The organism is Caproicibacterium sp. BJN0003, assembly GCF_026314295.1.
Lineage (GTDB): Bacteria > Bacillota > Clostridia > Oscillospirales > Acutalibacteraceae > Caproicibacterium.
In genome coordinates this window covers 1,337,232-1,354,201 of record NZ_CP111108.1, presented here as the reverse complement: position 1 = coordinate 1,354,201, position 16,970 = coordinate 1,337,232, and the positions used below count along the sequence as shown (strand labels likewise).

Below are 16,970 nucleotides of genomic sequence, written 5' to 3'. Positions count from 1 at the left end.
TATCGTTTTTGCTTATGTCTTTCGAAAAAAGGTAAGACAGTTTCATTCATTTGATTCAGTTAATCATAAGGAGTGGTAGACAAATGAAAAAAGTAGCGGTTATTATGGGAAGCGACAGTGATTTTCCAACAGTATCAAAAGCCATTGTAGAGCTTAAAAAGCTGGAAATTCCATACGAAGTGCATGTGATGAGTGCACATCGCACACCGCAGAAAGCATTTTCTTTTGCTTCTAATGCGAAAGAAAACGGATTTGGTGTGATTATTGCCGCTGCCGGGATGGCAGCACATCTTGCAGGCGTCCTTGCAGCAAATACAACCATTCCGGTGATTGGAATTCCAATCAAATCCGCAAATCTTGGCGGGATGGAAGCGTTGCTTGCAACGGTACAGATGCCAAGCGGAATTCCGGTTGCGACCGTCGCGATCGATGGGGCAAAGAATGCTGCTATTTTGGCAGCGGAGATGTTGGCCTTGTCAGACGAATCACTTTCTAAGAAATTGGAAAAGATGAAGGAAACAATGGCACAAGAAGTTTCCGTGAAAGATGCAGCAATACAGGAAAAAGCAGCCACCCTTTGATGGCAGATTAGGAGCAGAAAATGAATAAAAACAGTTACAGTGACAGCTATAAAGCAGCCGGTGTCGATGTGACCGCGGGTTATCGTGCAGTTGATCTGATGAAACAGCATGTGGCAAGAACACAGACTTCGGGCGTCGTTTCCGGAATCGGCGGCTTCGGCGGACTTTTTCGCCCGAATTTTGCTGGGATGCAGGATCCAATCTTAGTCAGTGGGACTGATGGAGTGGGCACAAAGCTGAAAATTGCCTTTTTGATGGACAAGCACGACACCATTGGAATTGACTGTGTTGCCATGTGTGTTAATGACGTGATCTGCTGTGGTGCTCAGCCGATGTTCTTTCTCGACTATATTGCTACTGGGAAAAATGTTCCGGAAAAGATTGCACAGATTGTAAAAGGGGTTGCCGAAGGCTGTGTACAGGGCGAAAGTGCGATTGTCGGTGGGGAAACTGCAGAAATGCCAGGCTTTTATCCGGAAGATGAATATGATTTGGCAGGCTTCTCTGTAGGAATTGTAGACCGTACAAAGATGATTGATGGCAGTAAATTACAGGCGGGAGATGTGCTGATTGGTCTTCCTTCCTCGGGAGTTCACTCCAATGGTTTTTCTTTAGTGCGCAAAGTATTTGATCTGAATCAGGAAAATGTCGGAAAGTATGTAGAAGAATTGGGTATGACTTTGGGAGAAGCACTTTTGACGCCGACGAAAATCTATGTAAAGCCGATGCGTCAGTTGATGCAGGCAGTCGAAGTAAAAGCGGTTTCTCATGTGACCGGCGGCGGATTTTACGAAAATATTCCGCGCATGATGAACTCGGGCATGACTGCAAAAATTAATTTGAAGGCAGTACCGAGACTCCCAATTTTTGATCTGATTCAAAAGACCGGGAAAATTCCGGAACATGATATGTATAATACATTTAATATGGGCGTCGGAATGGTCTGTGCGGTAGCGGAGAAAGATGCTGCAAAAGCATTGGAAACCTTAAAAGAAGCCGGTCAGAACGCTGTAGCAATCGGAGAAGTTACGCAGGGTGAGGAAGGCGTAATCTTATGCTGAAAATAGCGGTCCTTGTCTCGCGTGGCGGAACAAATCTACAGGCTCTGATTGATGCGGAACGCCGCGGAGAAATCCCGAACGGTAAAATCGCACTGGTGATTGCGAGCCGTCCGGATGCATACGCATTGTCCCGTGCAGAAAAAGCAGGAATTCTTACAAAAGTTTTGATTAGAAAGACTTTTTCTGAACAGGAAGAGTATGATTGTGCACTGATTTCTCTTTTAAAAGAAAATAAAATTGATCTGATTGTTTTGGCAGGATTTATGACGATTATCAGTGAACGGGTAATCAAAGAATATAAAAATCGGATTATGAACATTCATCCGTCTTTGATTCCTTCTTTTTGCGGAGAAGGGTATTTTGGGCTTCATGTACACGAAGCAGCATTAAAGCGTGGTGTCAAGGTAACAGGGGCAACTGTCCATTTAGTCAATGAAATTTGTGATGGTGGCCCGATTCTTTTGCAAAAAGCGGTAGAGGTCGAACCAAACGACACTCCCGAGACGCTTCAGCGGCGAGTGATGGAGCAGGCGGAATGGAAACTTTTACCGGAAGCAGTGGCACTTTTTTGTGCCGGAAAGATTCAGGTAATTGACGGGAAAGCCATTATCAGGGAGGATAACAAATGAAGCTTTGTGATTTATCAGAAGAATTGAGTTCTTCCTCTTATCCCGGCCGAGGGATTATTTTGGGCCGCAGCGAAAATAATCGTTATGCGGTGATTGCTTATTTTATTATGGGCCGCAGTGAAAACAGCCGGAACCGTGTCTTTGAATGGAAGGGAGACGGAATTCGTACAAAGGCATTTGATCCTGCAAAATTAGTGGATCCGTCATTGATTATTTATTCGCCGGTTCGCGTATTAAAAGGAAAAACGATCGTTACAAACGGCGATCAGACGGATACAGTTTATGATTTTTTGAAAGACGGAAAAGGATTTGTCGATGCATTGCGTACCCGTACTTTTGAACCGGATGGTCCGAATTTTACCCCGCGTGTCAGTGGTATTGTGCTGCCGAACGGGGATTTTTGTCTGTCTATTTTAAAGAGTGACCGCAATGACGAAAGCACAACGCTGCGCTATTTTTACGATTATGAAAACCCAAAAGCGGGAGAGGGACGGTATATTCATACCTATGTCGGAAATGGAAATCCGCTTCCAAGCTTTGAGGGAGAGCCGACTCTGGTGACGCTGCCAGGCGGTCTGGATACGTTTACCGAAACAGTTTGGAACCATTTGAATTCCGATAATAAAGTTTCTCTTTTTACTCGCTTTATTGATTTAAAAACGGGAAAGACCAAAAGCTGTATCTATAATAAAAACGGAAACACAAAACTTTCAAAAGAAAGTATGACAAATTTAGAAACGGAGGAATCTTGCCATGCGTGAACTGGAACTAAAATATGGCTGTAATCCGAATCAGAAACCTTCCAAAATTTTTATGAAGGAAGGAGAACTGCCTGTTAAGGTGTTGAACGGACGCCCCGGATATATTAATTTTCTGGATGCACTGAACTCATGGCAGCTTGTTAAAGAGCTAAAAGGGGCAACAGGGCTTCCGGCAGCTGCGTCTTTTAAGCATGTCAGTCCTGCCGGTGCGGCAGTCGCTGTCCCGATGAGTGAGACGTTGAAGAAAATTTATTTTGTAGATGATCTGGAGCTTTCTCCGATTGCCAGTGCTTATGCAATGGCGCGTGGAGCAGACCGGATGTCTTCTTATGGCGATTGGGCGGCGCTCTCGGATGTCTGTGATGCACAGACGGCAACACTTCTCAAACGGGAAGTTTCCGATGGAATCATTGCACCAGGTTATACAAAAGAAGCGCTTGAAATTTTAAAAACCAAGCGCAAGGGAAGCTATAATGTCGTAGAAATTGATCCAGCTTATCAGCCTGCTCCAATTGAGCGTAAGGATGTTTTTGGTGTTACTTTTGAGCAGGGAAGAAATAACTTTAAGATTGACGAAGATCTTCTTCAGAATATCGTAACCAAAAACAAAGAGTTGCCTGATGCAGCAAAGCGAGATATGATGGTTGCTCTGATTGCTCTTAAATATACACAGAGTAATTCAGTCTGCTATGTAAAAAATGGTAAAACGATTGGAGTAGGGGCTGGACAGCAGAGCCGAATTCACTGCACACGTCTCGCGGGAAATAAAGCGGATGTTTGGTGGCTTCGTCAGCATCCGAAGGTGCTGGCGCTTCCCTTTGTGGATGGAATTCGTCGTCCGGATCGCGATAATACGATCGATGTTTATATCAGTGATGAGTATGATGATGTTCTGCGCGACGGCGAATGGCAGCAGCGCTTTAAGACTCGTCCGGAGCCTTTTACTGCAGAAGAAAAGAAAGAATGGCTGAAAAAGCTCAATGGGGTTACTTTGGGCAGTGATGCATTTTTCCCATTTGGCGATAATATTGAACGCGCTCATAAATCCGGTGTTCAGTATGTGGCACAGCCTGGCGGATCTATCCGTGATGATCATGTTATCAGTACCTGTGATAAGTATGGAATGGTGATGGCCTTTACCGGAATGCGTTTATTCCATCATTGATTGGCTTTTATGGAGGATAATTTTCTGATGAAAATTTTAGTAATCGGCGGCGGCGGCCGGGAACATGCCGTTGTACGGAAACTGTTGGAAAGCCCGAAGGCAGAAAAGGTTTACTGTGCTCCGGGAAATGGTGGAATCGGCTGTGATGCTGAAAATGTAGATTTGTCTCCTGCGGATTTAGCAGGGGTGTCTAAATGGGCAAAAGATCATCAGATCGACCTTGTTTGCGTGACTCCAGACGATCCGCTTGCGGCCGGTATGGTCGATGTTTTGGAAAAAGCAGGAATTCCGGCTTTTGGCCCCAGCGGGAAAGCTGCACAGATTGAGGCAAGCAAAGTATTCAGTAAAGGGCTGATGAAAAAATATCATATTCCGACAGCGGATTATCGGGTGTTTGATGATCCGCAGAAAGTTTTTGGCTTTATCAAAGAGCAAAATCGTTTTCCTGTTGTCATTAAAGCAGACGGCCTTGCACTCGGAAAAGGTGTTTTGATCTGTCAGAATCTTGAGGAAGCGAGAGACGGAATTAAGTCCATTATGGAAGATAAAATTTTCGGCGCTTCCGGGAATCGAGTCGTTGTAGAAGAATTTCTAACAGGACCAGAAGTCAGCGTTTTGGCTTTTACGGATGGAAAAACGTTAAAGCCGATGGTCAGCAGCAAAGATCATAAGCGCGCTTTGGATAATGATCAGGGCAAGAATACCGGCGGAATGGGGACAATCAGCCCGAATCCTTATTATACGGATGAAATTGCAGATGTGTGTATGAAAACAATTTTTCTGCCTACACTGGAAGCAATGAATGAAGAGGGCAGACCATTTAAAGGATGCCTCTATTTTGGTTTGATGCTGACACCGGACGGACCAAAAGTAATTGAGTATAATTCTCGCTTTGGTGATCCGGAAACGCAGGTTGTGCTGCCACGTCTAAAAACAGATTTGGTAGATATTTTTGAGGCAACTATTAACGGAACACTGGATCAGATGGAAATCGAGTGGAAAGATGGTGCTGCAGCTTGTGTTGTGATGGCAAGCGGCGGATATCCGGGCAGCTATGAAAAAGGGCTCGAAATTCATGGACTGGACAGTAAGGGACAAGTCGAAGGCGCAACGGTTTATCATGCCGGAACCAAATATCAGGGCGGAAAGTTTTATACCAATGGTGGCCGTGTGCTGGGGATTACCTGTACCGGCAGTACATTGGAAGAAGCTTTGAAAAAGGCCTATGCGGCAGTAGATAAAATTTCTTGGAAAGGTGTTCAGTTTCGCCATGATATTGGTAAATTGCGTAACTGAGTAATTTTCCATCAATCTTAGCAGATTTTGCCGATTACCTTTTAATTGGATGATAAAGAATAATTTTGTCATAAAATATTATTCATTTAGAAAAGCTGACATTGCTTAAAAAGCGATGCCAGCTTTTATTTTTTGCTGAAATTTTTTAGAAGAGGTTGACAGGCATTTATTGTGTGTTATAATCATATTAAACATATAGAATTAATATGAAAATAAAAGGAGGGACCCCTAATGAAGGCCTTTAAATTAATGTGTAAAAACCAATGTTGTCGAATGCTGTGTTTACGGGAATTTTATGGAACAAACGACTGCGTGTTGATAGAAGACTAAATCCTTTGATACTTACAGGCTTTTGACCATAATGATTGGATTCCCGGGAATTGTGAAAGACAATTACCCGGATTTTTTATGATATTTTATATTTAGAAGGAGAAAAGAAATATGCAAATTAATTATTTGGCGCTGGGTGCTTTAGCGCTGACACTTGTCTTTTTTGGAGTTTTATATTTTTTGGATAAAAAGAAACATCTTGATTTTGGAATTCTCACTTTGTTAGGAACTGGATTTGGAATTGTTGTCGGGATTCTATTTAAAGAGAACTATACCTATGTCGCGGTATTCGGTACGATTTATACACATGTAATTTCAGCAATGGTGGTTCCGCTGCTTCTTTTTAGTATTATTTCAAGTATTACAAATCTTGGAGATTCAATTCATCTAAAAAAGATTGGGTTAAAATCTGTTTTGTTTTTGCTGTTGAATACATTAACAGCTAGTGTGATTACATTGATTGCTGCGGTGTCTTTGAAAATCGGCACGGGTTTTACCTATGAAACTGTTACGGATTATAAAGCAAAGGAGGTACCAAATTTTCTTGATACACTGGTTTCTCTTTTCCCACAGAACCTTGCTTCGCAGTGGAGCAGCGGCGCAGTGGTGCCGATTGTGGTTTTTGCAATTATCGTTGCGGTGGCGTATAATCATGCAGTGAAAACGCAGGAAAATATTAAACCATTTAAAACATTCATAGATGCAGGAAATAAAGTGATGGGGCAGGCAGTTTCTTGGATCATGGAGTTTACACCGTATGCAGTGCTTGCATTAATCGCACGGGCAGTTGGAAAGAGCAGCGTTGCGGATTTATTGCCGCTTCTGGGGATTTTGGTACTTGCCTATGCTTTGTGCGCAGTGCAGCTCTTTGGAGTGGAGAGCTTTTTCATTCGCTTTGTTGCAAAATTAAACCCAATTTTTTTCTTAAAAGGAATTGCTCCGGCTGCTGTGGTAGCTTTTACTTCTGAGAGCAGTATTGGAACAATCCCAGTTACTGTTCGTCAGTTAACGAAAAAATTGGGTGTCAATGAAGATGTGGCGTCTTTTACAGCGGGACTTGGGGCCAATCTCGGTATGCCCGGTTGCGCAGGAATTTGGCCGGTATTACTCGCTGTCTTTAGCATCAATGTTCTGGGAATTTCTTATACACCGGTACAATATGCTTTTTTGATTGTTCTTGCATTGGTTGTATCTATTGGAACGGTCGGGGTACCTGGTACAGCGACGATTACTGCGACTGCTTTATTTGCGGCAGCTGGACTTCCGATAGAGATGATTGTACTGCTTTCACCGATCTCTATGATTGTAGATATGGCGAGGACTGCGACAAACGTAGTTGGAGCTGCGGAATCTGCGGTATTGGTGGCAAAGACAGAAGGGCTGCTACAGGAAGATGTTTATAATGGGACAAAGGAAAAAGAGGAACAGCGTTCGATCGCTGCTTCCCAGAAAATATAAAAACAATGATGAGAAGTCAGTAAGGTAGATATGGAACATCTTGGTGCTAAAAATCATCAAAAAAAGAGTAAGATAATATAAAAAAGAATGACCTCAATGCGTTTAAAAAACCATTGAGGTCATTCTTTTCATTGTCAGTAAAAATCAAACGCCTTCAGTTAAGGCACGGGACAGCCATGCATCAGCAATGTCCAAAGCAAGATATAAACCGTTTTTCTCACTGCTTTTTATAATTTGCTTGCGTGTATGAACCGTCGGATCGGTAGACATTAACTGAATAAAGACCTTGTCTGCAATTTCCATGTCCTGAACTTTCCTTTTGCTCTTGATTTCTAAACGGCAGACATAGGGATCCTTCATATCACCATAATAAAGGACGTCGCCGCTGCGGACAAGTGGCTTTCCTTTATAGGTTGGAAAATTCATTTCTTTTGGTTCGCTCATTCGCGTCCCTCCTTTTATACATTAAGGTATGATTTAAGCAATACCTGTAATAATTCATCTCGGTCAATTCTGCGTATAAGACTCCGTGCGTTATTATGGGTAGTGATATAGGTAGGATCTTCCGAAAGAATGTAACCCACTAGCTGGTTGATGGGATTGTATCCTTTTTCCTTCATTGCTGAGTAAACAGCAGTAAGGACCTGACGGATATCCTGTTCGCGATCAGACCCAATAGAAAAGGTCATCGTCTTATCCAACATGGAAAACACCTCCAATGAATTAAATGATACAACAAGCCATCCTTTTTTGCAAGGATAAAATCCGAAAAATTGGATATGTGGAGAATTATTACCTAAAAACAGCAGGATTAAGCACGCAAAGTGGCACCAAATTTCTCAAGTTCGGCAATTACCTTCTTGATGGCGGAATTTACGCGCTCTTCTGTCAAAGTCTCATCTGCAGAGCGCAAAATGATTCTGAAAGCAACACTCTTTTTACCAAAAGCAATTTGTTCACCGCGGTAAACATCAAATAGTTCGATATGTTCCAGCAGATTGCCGGAGCCTTTCTTAATTGCTTTTTCAAGAACAAGAACAGGAATATCAGCGTTGCAGATAAGTGCAAGATCTCGAGAGACAGCAGGGAACTTTGGCAGCGGCTGGTAAGTGATGGATTTTTGGCTGGCCTCATAGAGCATTTTAACATCCAGACTGAAGCTGTATGCACGCCCGCCGATTCCGTAATTTTCCATTACATTCGGGTGAAGCTCGCCAATCACGCCAAGGCGTTTGTCATCGATACTTAAGACAGCACAGCGCCCAGGATGATAGCTGTATTCTTCTTTGGAAGCTTTGATGTCCCAGTCATATATACCGAGTCTGGAGAGCAGACTTTCCAGAATCCCTTTGCAGGAAAAGAAATCATAATCTTCTCCGTACATGCCACAAATCAAGGTCGCTTTTTCGATAGGCAGTTCATTTTCTGTTGTAGGAATATATTCGCTGGCCATTTCGAAGAGGCAGGCACTGTCATTGCGGTTGTTGTAATTGCGCGCCAAAGTTTCCATCATACTGGGAAGTGCTACGGTACGCATAATGCTGGTGTCTTCTCCCAGCGGATTGGAAATCGTAATGGATTTGCGGAGAGAATCATCTTTAGGCATCAAAATTTTATCGTAATATTTAGGTGAAATAAAAGAATAGGTCATAATTTCGCTGGCACCGAGTGCAAGCATTGTATTAGAAATCTTCTGCTGGAATTTCTGTTCCGGTGTATATTTTCCCTGTGCTCCACCGGGAAGAGCTGCTCCTGGAATTTTGTTATATCCGTAAAATCTTGCAATTTCTTCGGCAATATCTGCTTTGTGCTGTAAATCCGGGCGGAAGGACGGAACAATGATTGTATCGTCGTCAAATTTGCATTCCAGCTTTTTCAGAATGTTCTTCATCATTTCTTTTGAAATATCAGTGTCAAGAAAACGATTGATCCAATCGACTTCCAAAAGAATACGGCGCGGTTCATGATCGGAACAGTCGTCCACAATCATTCCATCCATGATATCTCCGGCATCTAAAAGTTCCACCAATTCGCAGGCACGTTGTAGAGCCGGCAGGCAGTTTTGCGGATCAAGACCCTTTTCATAGCGGGCAGAAGCATCTGTGCGCATTCCTTGATCGCGTGCAGTGGTACGAACGGAAGCACCGTTAAAACAGGCGGATTCAAAAACAACTGTATTGGTGTCTTCCATAATACCGCTGTATTCGCCGCCCATCACACCAGCAATTGCAATCGGTTTTTCACTGTCGGCAATAATCAGCTGGTTTTCGGTCAGTGTGTGTTCTACATCATCCAGCGTTGTAATCTTTTCTCCAGCTTTTGCACGGCGGATATGAATCTTTCCGTCTTTTACAAAACGCAGATCAAAGGCATGCATCGGTTGGCCGTATTCCATCATGACATAGTTTGTAATATCCACAATGTTATTGATTGGACGGATCCCCATTGCACGCAGACGTTCCCTCATCCAGAGAGGACTGGGCGCCACGCGAACATTTTTGACAATTCGGTTGGAGTAGAGGGAGCAAAGGTCCGGTGCTTCAATTTTTGCATCTAAAAGTTTTCTGCAATCTCCAGCACCTGCTTTTACAATTGGCTTATGCTTTTTAAGCGGCAGATTGAAAGTAGCGGCAGCTTCTCGTGCAAGTCCAATCATCGAAAAACAGTCCGGACGATTGTTGGTAATTTCAAATTCGACAATGGTATCATTAAAATTGAGTGCTTTCTGAATCGGCATGCCAAGTTCCAGCTTGCAGCCATCTTCTTCTGTAAGAACCATGATTCCGTCTTCGATAGCGTGCGGGAAATCATGAACAGTGAGTCCTAATTCGCCGACAGAGCAAAGCATTCCGTTTGATTCTGCACCGCGCAGTTTGCCTTTTTTAATTTTCTTTCCGCCGGGGAGAAGACTATTGTGGAGTGCTGCCGGAACAAAATCTCCCTTTTTCAGATTCTGTGCGCCGGTTACAATTTGAATTGGTGCATCGGAACCGACATCGACCTGCGTAATCCAAAGGTGATCACTGTCTGGGTGACGCTCCAAAGAGAGTACCTTTCCCACGACAACATTTTGGATATCTTCGCCTTCTGTTTCCCAGCTTTCTACTTTACTTCCGCTGAGCGTCATTGCCTCAGTGAAGTCTCGTAATTTCATTTTTGGCAGATCTACGAACTCCTGAAGCCATCTCATTGATAAATTCATATGCTTTAACCACGCTTTCTATCCTAAGTTGATCAACCGAATTGTTTTAAGAATCGTACGTCGTTTTCATAGAACAGGCGCATATCGTCGATTTGGTAGCGACGCATAACAACACGCTCCAGTCCCATCCCGAGAGCAAATCCGGTATAAACTTCCGGATCGATTCCGCAGTTTGCCAAAACTTTCGGATGGACCATGCCACAGCCCAGAATTTCAATCCAGCCTTCTCCTTTACAGAGACGGCAGCCTTCACCATGGCAGTGAAAACATTGGACATCCACTTCAGCGGAAGGCTCCGTGAAGGGGAAGTGGTGGGGACGAAAACGCACAACGCTGTCTTCTCCATAGAGACGTTTTACGAAGGTCTCAAGGGTTCCCTTTAGGTGGGCGAAAGTGATGCCTTTATCGACGACCAATCCTTCAATCTGATGAAAGATAGGGGAATGAGTGGCATCTACTGCATCACTGCGGTAGACGCGACCGGGGCTGATAATGCGGATAGGGGGCTTTTGTTTTTCCATCACACGTACCTGTACCGGGCTTGTCTGGGTACGCAGCAGAATATTTTCGTTGATGTAAAAAGTATCCTGTGTATCACGTGCTGGGTGGTTTTTAGGAATATTGAGTGCTTCAAAGTTATAGTAGTCAGTTTCCACTTCGGGACCATCTACGATATCGAACCCCATGCCGACAAAAATTTCTTTAATTTCATCAAGGCCAATGGAGAGCGGGTGTTTGGCACCAAGTACCTGACGTTTTCCAGGCATTGTCACATCGATTGCTTCATGCTCCAGACGGTGCGCAAGCTCTTGTTTTTTTAATTCTGCAGAACGTTGTTGTAATTCTGATTCGATAAAAGAGCGAATCTCGTTTGCTTTCTGTCCAACTGCAGGACGTTCTTCGGCAGAAAGCTTTCCCATCTGTTTCAGAATTGCGGTGAGTTCTCCTTTTTTGCCAAGGTATTTTACGCGCAGATCATCTAATGGCTTTTGCTCATTGACTCCTTTGAGGTCATCCGATACCTTTTGGCGGATTGCCTCTAAATCCTCTTTGATCATCTATAACATCCTTTCTTGAGGCTGGAACCGGAAAAATAAAAAGCCTTCATCCCCCAATAGAGGGACGAAGGCAAAACTTTCGTGGTACCACCCTGATTCTGTACTCTGACGACCGATAACGGGGTCTGCCGTTCTGTGCCTACTTCATTTTATAAATGGTTCTGCACAGCCACTCCAAAGGGAAACTTTGCGAACTTTACCGGTAAATGCGTTCTCAGCCGGGTGACGCATTCTCTCTTTACGGGTATTTTAAGGTCGCTACTTTACTTTTTCATTGTGTTTGTTTTTATTCAATTTATGAACTATTTAACTATATCACGCGCTTTTTTTATTTGCAAGCACTTAAAAGCATTTTGGAATAAACTTTTTTGTAAATTCCTTTATTTGTAAACAAAATTGAGGTGTGATAAAATAGAAAAAAGTGTTTTGGGAGGATTGCTTTATGGACGCGGTTGGAATTGATCTCTGCGAGATTTCACGGATTAAAGAATCGATGAAGCGGGAAAGCTTTTGTCGTAGAATTCTTGGGCAAAGAGAATTTTTGGAACTTCAAAAGCGCGGGTTTCCACCCCAGAGCGTTGCGGCTTCTTTTAGTGCCAAAGAAGCTTTTTCTAAAGCGGTTGGCACCGGACTTCACGGATTTTCTCTTTGCGAAGTAGAATTGCTGCATCGGGGAAATGGGGCTCCATATCTGCACTTTTCGGGAAAAGCGGCCCGTTTGGCATTTGGAAAAGAATTTATGGTCAGCGTTAGCCATACCGATACTTTGGTAACAGTGATCGTCATCGGAAAGGAGATTTCAAATGGAACTGATCTCGGAAAAATTCGCCCGTTCGATTTTAAAGCCCAGGGCACAGAATGCCAATAAAGGGAATTTTGGAAGGCTCCTTTGTATTTGCGGCAGCTATGGGATGGCAGGAGCCGCTGTCCTTTGCGGAGGCGGAGCACTGAGATGTGGGACCGGTTTAGTGGATATGGCGGTACCGGAATCTATTTATCCAATCGTTGCTTCCAGACTTTTGGAACCAATTTATACGGTTTATCAAAAAAATGATTTTTCTCCGGTTGAATCTACTTTAAAAAGGGCGACTGCTTGTGTGATGGGGTGTGGATTTTCAACCGCATATCCTGATCGGGTTCGGAATATTTTAAAGCATTGTCAAGTACCGCTTGTTTTGGATGCTGATGGATTAAACTGCATTGCAGAAGAAGCGGATACGATTTTGCCGTCTCTTGAGATGCCGCTTGTTTTAACGCCTCATCCGGGAGAAATGGCAAGACTTACCGGGGAAACTGTTTTAGAAGTGCAGAAAAATCGAGCAGAACTTGCATCCTGCTGTGCCGAAAAATGGCATGCAGTGGTCGTCTTAAAAGGGGCTGGGACGATTGTTGCTTCTCCCAGAGGACAAGTCCTTCAGAATCCAACTGGAAATCCTGGCATGGCCAAAGGCGGGAGTGGAGATCTTCTTTCCGGTATGATTGGAGCGTTTCTTGCACAGGGAGCGGATCCTTTTATGGCGGCTTCGGCAGGCGTTTATTTTCATGGACTTGCAGGAGACTTTGCTGCAAAAAAGTTTTCTCAGACCGCGGTGCTTCCGCATGATCTTTTAAAAGAATTGCCGGGGATTTTTCTTTAAAGATTATTATTTGGACAAATTTTATCTTTTTGTTTCAATCTTTCTCATTCTACACGGATCTTTCTAATTATGCATAGGATAGAGCAGCAAAATTCGGTGAATAAATCCGAATTAGTTTGCCAATGCTATCAAAGGAAAATCCTTTATGCGGAGTGTGAATAGATTTATGAATGTCAAGCGGGGAGATATTTTTTACGCAGATCTCAGTCCTGTCGTCGGATCAGAGCAGGGCGGAGTCAGGCCTGTATTGATTGTTCAAAACGATGTCGGAAACCGTTTTAGCCCAACCGTAATTGCAGCAGCGATTACAAGTCAAAAAGGGAAGGCGAATCTTCCGACGCATATTTATCTGGATGCCGGAGATACCGGCTTATCAAAGGACAGCGTGGTTCTTCTGGAGCAAGTCCGGACTCTTGATAAACACCGATTAAAAGAAAAAATGGGGCGCCTTGATCAACAGAGTATGAATCAGGTGGATCAGGCGATTTCCGTTAGTCTTGGAATCGGAGGACGCAGCAGGGCAACTACATAAATAGCCCTGCAAAATAAGAAAAATTACATGTTATTTCTCATCTTTTCGTGTTGCAAAAAAAGAATCAAATAGCCTTAAAGGAAGGGATTCGAAGCGGATTAAAATCCGTTTCGAATCCCTTCTCTTTTTGACAGTTTTTTCCTAAGAACTTGTGTCATACTCCAAATAAGAGGTGAGAACTTCGTGCAGGTAATCTATGTGGATGTCCTTCTGGGAACAAATCTCTTTGTGGATTTTTGCCTCCTGCTTTTAAATGCAAAATTTCTGCATTTGGAGCCGAAAAAAGGGAGACTGATTTTGGGAGCATCGGTGGGAGCGATAGGATCTTTGATTGTACTTGTTCCCACGATGGAGACGTGGGTTAGTTTTATTTATCAGCTGCTTTTGGCGGCAATCATTACATATTGTGCGTTTGGATTTTGTGGGAGAGCTTTATTTTTAAGGCAGCTGCTTTCTTTTTATGTAATGAGTTTTGCTTTTGCAGGGATTATGCTAGTCCTTTGGTATTTTTTGGCGCCAAAAGGTCTTTTTATTAAAAACAATGTTGTGTATTTTGATGTGCCTCCGGTTTTGTTTATTGTATTAGTCGGTGTTTGTTATTTTATCATGCGGATTTTTCACAGAATTACCGGCAGAGGAGCTGTAGCCAATATAGATGGGACTTTAGAGCTTTCCTTTGACGGAGAAAAAAGGAAACTGCGGTGCAAAGTGGATACTGGATGCGCCTTAAAAGAACCATTTTCAGGATTGCCGGTAATTGTTGCCGAACGAAAAGCTTTGCCACAGCTTCCGAAAACGCCGCCGCGTCCGATCCCTTTTTCCAGCGTTGGAGGAGATGGTCTTATGCGGGCGTGGAAACCCAGCAATGCGCAGGTCCTAATTGGAGAAAAAGAAAAAAAATTAGGTCCCTGCTATGTGGCCGTATCAGACAGCAAACTTTCCGGTGGAGATTACGAAGCGTTGATACCGCCGGAATTATTAGATGATTTTATGTAAGAAAGAGGAGAACAAGATGGAAATTTTGGCAGAAATCCGAAAAATCATTTTTAGTTTATTAAAAGGGCATGTACATTATATCAATGGACCAGAAACACTGCCTCCGCCGCTTTCAAAAACGGAAGAAGCAAAAGTAATGCAGGACATTATGGATGAAAAACCAAATGCGAGGGAACCGCTTATTACGCATAATCTTCGGCTTGTTGTTTATATTGCAAAAAAGTTTGAATCGCCCAACGCGAATGTAGAGGACTTGATCTCAATTGGGACAATCGGATTGATCAAAGCAGTTAATACATTTTGTCCAGAGAGAAAAATTAAACTTGCCACTTATGCATCTCGATGTATCGAAAACGAAATTTTAATGTATCTGCGAAAATCCAGTCAGTTAAGATGTGAAGTCTCTATTGATGATCCGCTCAATGTTGATTGGGATGGCAATGAACTTTTGCTTTCTGATATTTTGGGAAGCGAAAGTGATTTGGTTTCCGGTGGAGTGGAGCAAGAGGCGGAAAAAAGGATGCTTCTTTCGGCGGTACAGGGGTTGGTTCCGCGAGAGCGCGAAATTATGGAACTGCGTTTTGGGCTCAATCATCATAAAGAACATACGCAAAAACAAGTGGCCGATGCACTGGGAATTTCACAGTCGTATATTTCTAGATTAGAAAAAAAGATCATTCAACGGCTGAGAAAAAATTTAGAAAAAGTTGGATAAAATAGAAGCGGCTGTTTTCGAAAAGTACATCGAAAACAGCCGCTTGTGGTTTTTACAGAAAAGAGCGTTACTTTTTAATTGCAGAAAAGCTTTAGAGAAGGTCATCTTCAGAAAAATTGGTTTGATAATACTGAATCAATTCGGATTTTGTATTGGCACATTGGCCGCTAATGACGGCTTCCAATAAAAAACGAAGAATCTTTCCCATCTGCGGACCAGGAGAAACTCCAGCGTTTAAAAGATCATTCCCATTTACTGCTAATTGTTTTAAAGAAAAACAATTTCCTTCCGCAATGATTTTTTGAGCGTGTGTTTCAATGCGATTTAATTCTTCCAAGCGGCTAAAATAAAGAGGATTTTGCCCAGCAGTATCCCCACGCTTTAAATCTAGGATCAAAAAGAAAAGTGGTTCCCCCAGCTTTTGCAGACGGCGACGAATCAGGTGTTCGTCATCGGTATAAAGAATGTCATGGTAATGTACGGCGGAAACGATCAGATCGGAAAATTTTTTCGGGCAGCGCAACCGATGTAGAATCGCTTGGGATAAACTGACGCCGGCTTTTCCGTGACCATGAAAGTGATCAATTCCATTTTTATCAGTTGTATGACAGGAAGGCTTTCCAATATCGTGGAGTAAGGTGGCTAAACGTCGATCTGGGGTAGGGGGAACGTTTTCAAGAGCTTTAAGGGTATGATGCCAAACATCATAAATATGATAAGGATTATTTTGCGGGCATTTCGTTTCCGGCAAAAGCTCCGGAAGGAAGACAAAAAATACATCTTGGTATTCATCCAAAATTCGTGCGGCGCCCTCTCCGCAAATAAGGCGAAGAAGTTCAGAGCAAATTCGTTCCATTGCGATTGATTTTAAAAGCCACCGGTTTTGATGAATACTTTGTGCAGTTTTCGGCTCAATAAAAAAGTCAAGAGTTGAAGCAAAGCGCAGTGCTCTTAAAATTCGAAGACCATCTTCTTGAAATCGGTCATTAGGATTTCCGACACAGCGAATGATTTTAGAAGATAAATCTTTTTGCCCACCAAAAGGATCTGTGAGAGTTCCATCCCATGCCATCGCATTAATGGTGAAATCCCGCCGCTTTAAATCTTCAGTTAGGTTTCTGGTAAAAAGGACAGTATCAGGCCTTCGATGATCGGAATAATTTCCATCAATACGATAGGTGGTAACTTCTGCAGAGATGTTATCTGCAAATACGGTAATGGTTCCGTGCTGAATTCCGGTTTCCCGGCAATAAAACTCTTTTGAAAGGACCTCTTCCGTTTGCTTTGGAAGAGCAGAGGTGGTGATATCCCAGTCGTGGGGTTCTTTTTGGAGTAAAAGATCCCTCAGACAGCCTCCGACCAAACAAGCTTCAAAGCCAGCGCTTTGTAAAGAAGTACAAATCTTTTTGATTTCTTCCGGAATCAAAAAATCCATTGATGTTCACTCCTTTTAAAGGAATAAATTCAGTATAGCAGGTTCATTTTAGGGAAGCAAGAATTCTTGGCCTCCGTTAGTTTTTATGATGAATTTGACTTTTTCCATAAAATA

Annotated in this window: 17 protein-coding genes; 12 read left to right on the top strand and 5 right to left on the bottom strand. The window is 43.0% G+C overall.

The window, feature by feature from the left end:
* Positions 1-83 precede the first annotated feature (83 nt).
* From purE to OP489_RS06745, 7 genes are all read left to right on the top strand, one after another.
* Positions 84-581: a 5-(carboxyamino)imidazole ribonucleotide mutase gene (gene purE, locus OP489_RS06775; RefSeq protein ID WP_266161149.1), complete on the top strand. Its 498-nt coding sequence runs from the start codon at positions 84-86 to the stop codon at positions 579-581.
* Positions 582-601: 20 nt separating this feature from the next.
* A complete protein-coding gene (purM, locus tag OP489_RS06770) occupies positions 602-1,642 on the top strand; it encodes a phosphoribosylformylglycinamidine cyclo-ligase (protein WP_266161148.1) in 1,041 nt (346 codons plus the stop codon).
* Entirely contained in the window at positions 1,636-2,271 is a 636-nt protein-coding gene (gene purN, locus OP489_RS06765; protein WP_266161147.1) for a phosphoribosylglycinamide formyltransferase, read from the top strand. The genes purM and purN overlap by 7 nt, the downstream gene beginning before the upstream one ends.
* Positions 2,268-3,032, top strand: coding sequence for an IMP cyclohydrolase (locus OP489_RS06760; protein WP_266161146.1), 765 nt, complete (start codon positions 2,268-2,270; stop codon positions 3,030-3,032). The genes purN and OP489_RS06760 overlap by 4 nt, the downstream gene beginning before the upstream one ends.
* Complete coding sequence (locus tag OP489_RS06755) at positions 3,025-4,197, top strand: phosphoribosylaminoimidazolecarboxamide formyltransferase (RefSeq protein ID WP_266161145.1); 1,173 nt, start codon at positions 3,025-3,027, stop codon at positions 4,195-4,197. The genes OP489_RS06760 and OP489_RS06755 overlap by 8 nt, the downstream gene beginning before the upstream one ends.
* Positions 4,198-4,224: 27 nt before the next feature.
* Positions 4,225-5,493 (top strand): phosphoribosylamine--glycine ligase, encoded by a 1,269-nt coding sequence (gene purD, locus OP489_RS06750; protein WP_266161144.1) that lies wholly within the window; start codon positions 4,225-4,227, stop codon positions 5,491-5,493.
* A 441-nt stretch (positions 5,494-5,934) separates the two neighbouring features.
* Positions 5,935-7,281, top strand: coding sequence for a dicarboxylate/amino acid:cation symporter (locus OP489_RS06745; RefSeq protein WP_266161142.1), 1,347 nt, complete (start codon positions 5,935-5,937; stop codon positions 7,279-7,281).
* Positions 7,282-7,425: 144 nt separating this feature from the next.
* Here the strand turns inward: OP489_RS06745 and OP489_RS06740 are convergent, their stop codons facing one another.
* The 4 genes from OP489_RS06740 to pheS form a co-directional block, all read right to left on the bottom strand.
* On the bottom strand, positions 7,426-7,725 hold the full coding sequence (locus tag OP489_RS06740; RefSeq protein WP_266161141.1) for a hypothetical protein: 300 nt from the start codon (positions 7,723-7,725) through the stop codon (positions 7,426-7,428).
* A gap of 14 nt (positions 7,726-7,739) precedes the next feature.
* Positions 7,740-7,985, bottom strand: coding sequence for an IreB family regulatory phosphoprotein (locus OP489_RS06735; RefSeq protein ID WP_180340589.1), 246 nt, complete (start codon positions 7,983-7,985; stop codon positions 7,740-7,742).
* Between the two features lie 107 nt (positions 7,986-8,092).
* The gene (pheT, locus tag OP489_RS06730; RefSeq protein ID WP_266161140.1) at positions 8,093-10,483 is read right to left on the bottom strand and encodes a phenylalanine--tRNA ligase subunit beta; all 2,391 of its coding nucleotides are present in this window, start codon (positions 10,481-10,483) and stop codon (positions 8,093-8,095) included.
* A 32-nt stretch (positions 10,484-10,515) separates the two neighbouring features.
* The gene (pheS, locus tag OP489_RS06725) at positions 10,516-11,538 is read right to left on the bottom strand and encodes a phenylalanine--tRNA ligase subunit alpha (protein ID WP_266163493.1); all 1,023 of its coding nucleotides are present in this window, start codon (positions 11,536-11,538) and stop codon (positions 10,516-10,518) included.
* A 445-nt stretch (positions 11,539-11,983) separates the two neighbouring features.
* On the opposite strand from pheS, the gene OP489_RS06720 reads away from it, so the two are divergent.
* From OP489_RS06720 to sigE, 5 genes are all read left to right on the top strand, one after another.
* Positions 11,984-12,409: a holo-ACP synthase gene (locus tag OP489_RS06720; RefSeq protein ID WP_266161139.1), complete on the top strand. Its 426-nt coding sequence runs from the start codon at positions 11,984-11,986 to the stop codon at positions 12,407-12,409.
* On the top strand, positions 12,345-13,178 hold the full coding sequence (locus OP489_RS06715; RefSeq protein WP_266161138.1) for an NAD(P)H-hydrate dehydratase: 834 nt from the start codon (positions 12,345-12,347) through the stop codon (positions 13,176-13,178). The genes OP489_RS06720 and OP489_RS06715 overlap by 65 nt, the downstream gene beginning before the upstream one ends.
* Positions 13,179-13,344: 166 nt before the next feature.
* On the top strand, positions 13,345-13,710 hold the full coding sequence (locus OP489_RS06710) for a type II toxin-antitoxin system PemK/MazF family toxin (protein ID WP_180340593.1): 366 nt from the start codon (positions 13,345-13,347) through the stop codon (positions 13,708-13,710).
* 183 nt (positions 13,711-13,893) lie between these two features.
* Positions 13,894-14,706, top strand: a complete 813-nt coding sequence (locus OP489_RS06705; protein WP_266161137.1) for a sigma-E processing peptidase SpoIIGA — start codon at positions 13,894-13,896, stop codon at positions 14,704-14,706.
* Positions 14,707-14,722: 16 nt separating this feature from the next.
* Positions 14,723-15,421, top strand: coding sequence for an RNA polymerase sporulation sigma factor SigE (gene sigE / locus OP489_RS06700; protein ID WP_266161136.1), 699 nt, complete (start codon positions 14,723-14,725; stop codon positions 15,419-15,421).
* Positions 15,422-15,512: 91 nt separating this feature from the next.
* Here the strand turns inward: sigE and OP489_RS06695 are convergent, their stop codons facing one another.
* Positions 15,513-16,856: a CCA tRNA nucleotidyltransferase gene (locus OP489_RS06695; protein ID WP_266161135.1), complete on the bottom strand. Its 1,344-nt coding sequence runs from the start codon at positions 16,854-16,856 to the stop codon at positions 15,513-15,515.
* Positions 16,857-16,970: the final 114 nt, after the last annotated feature.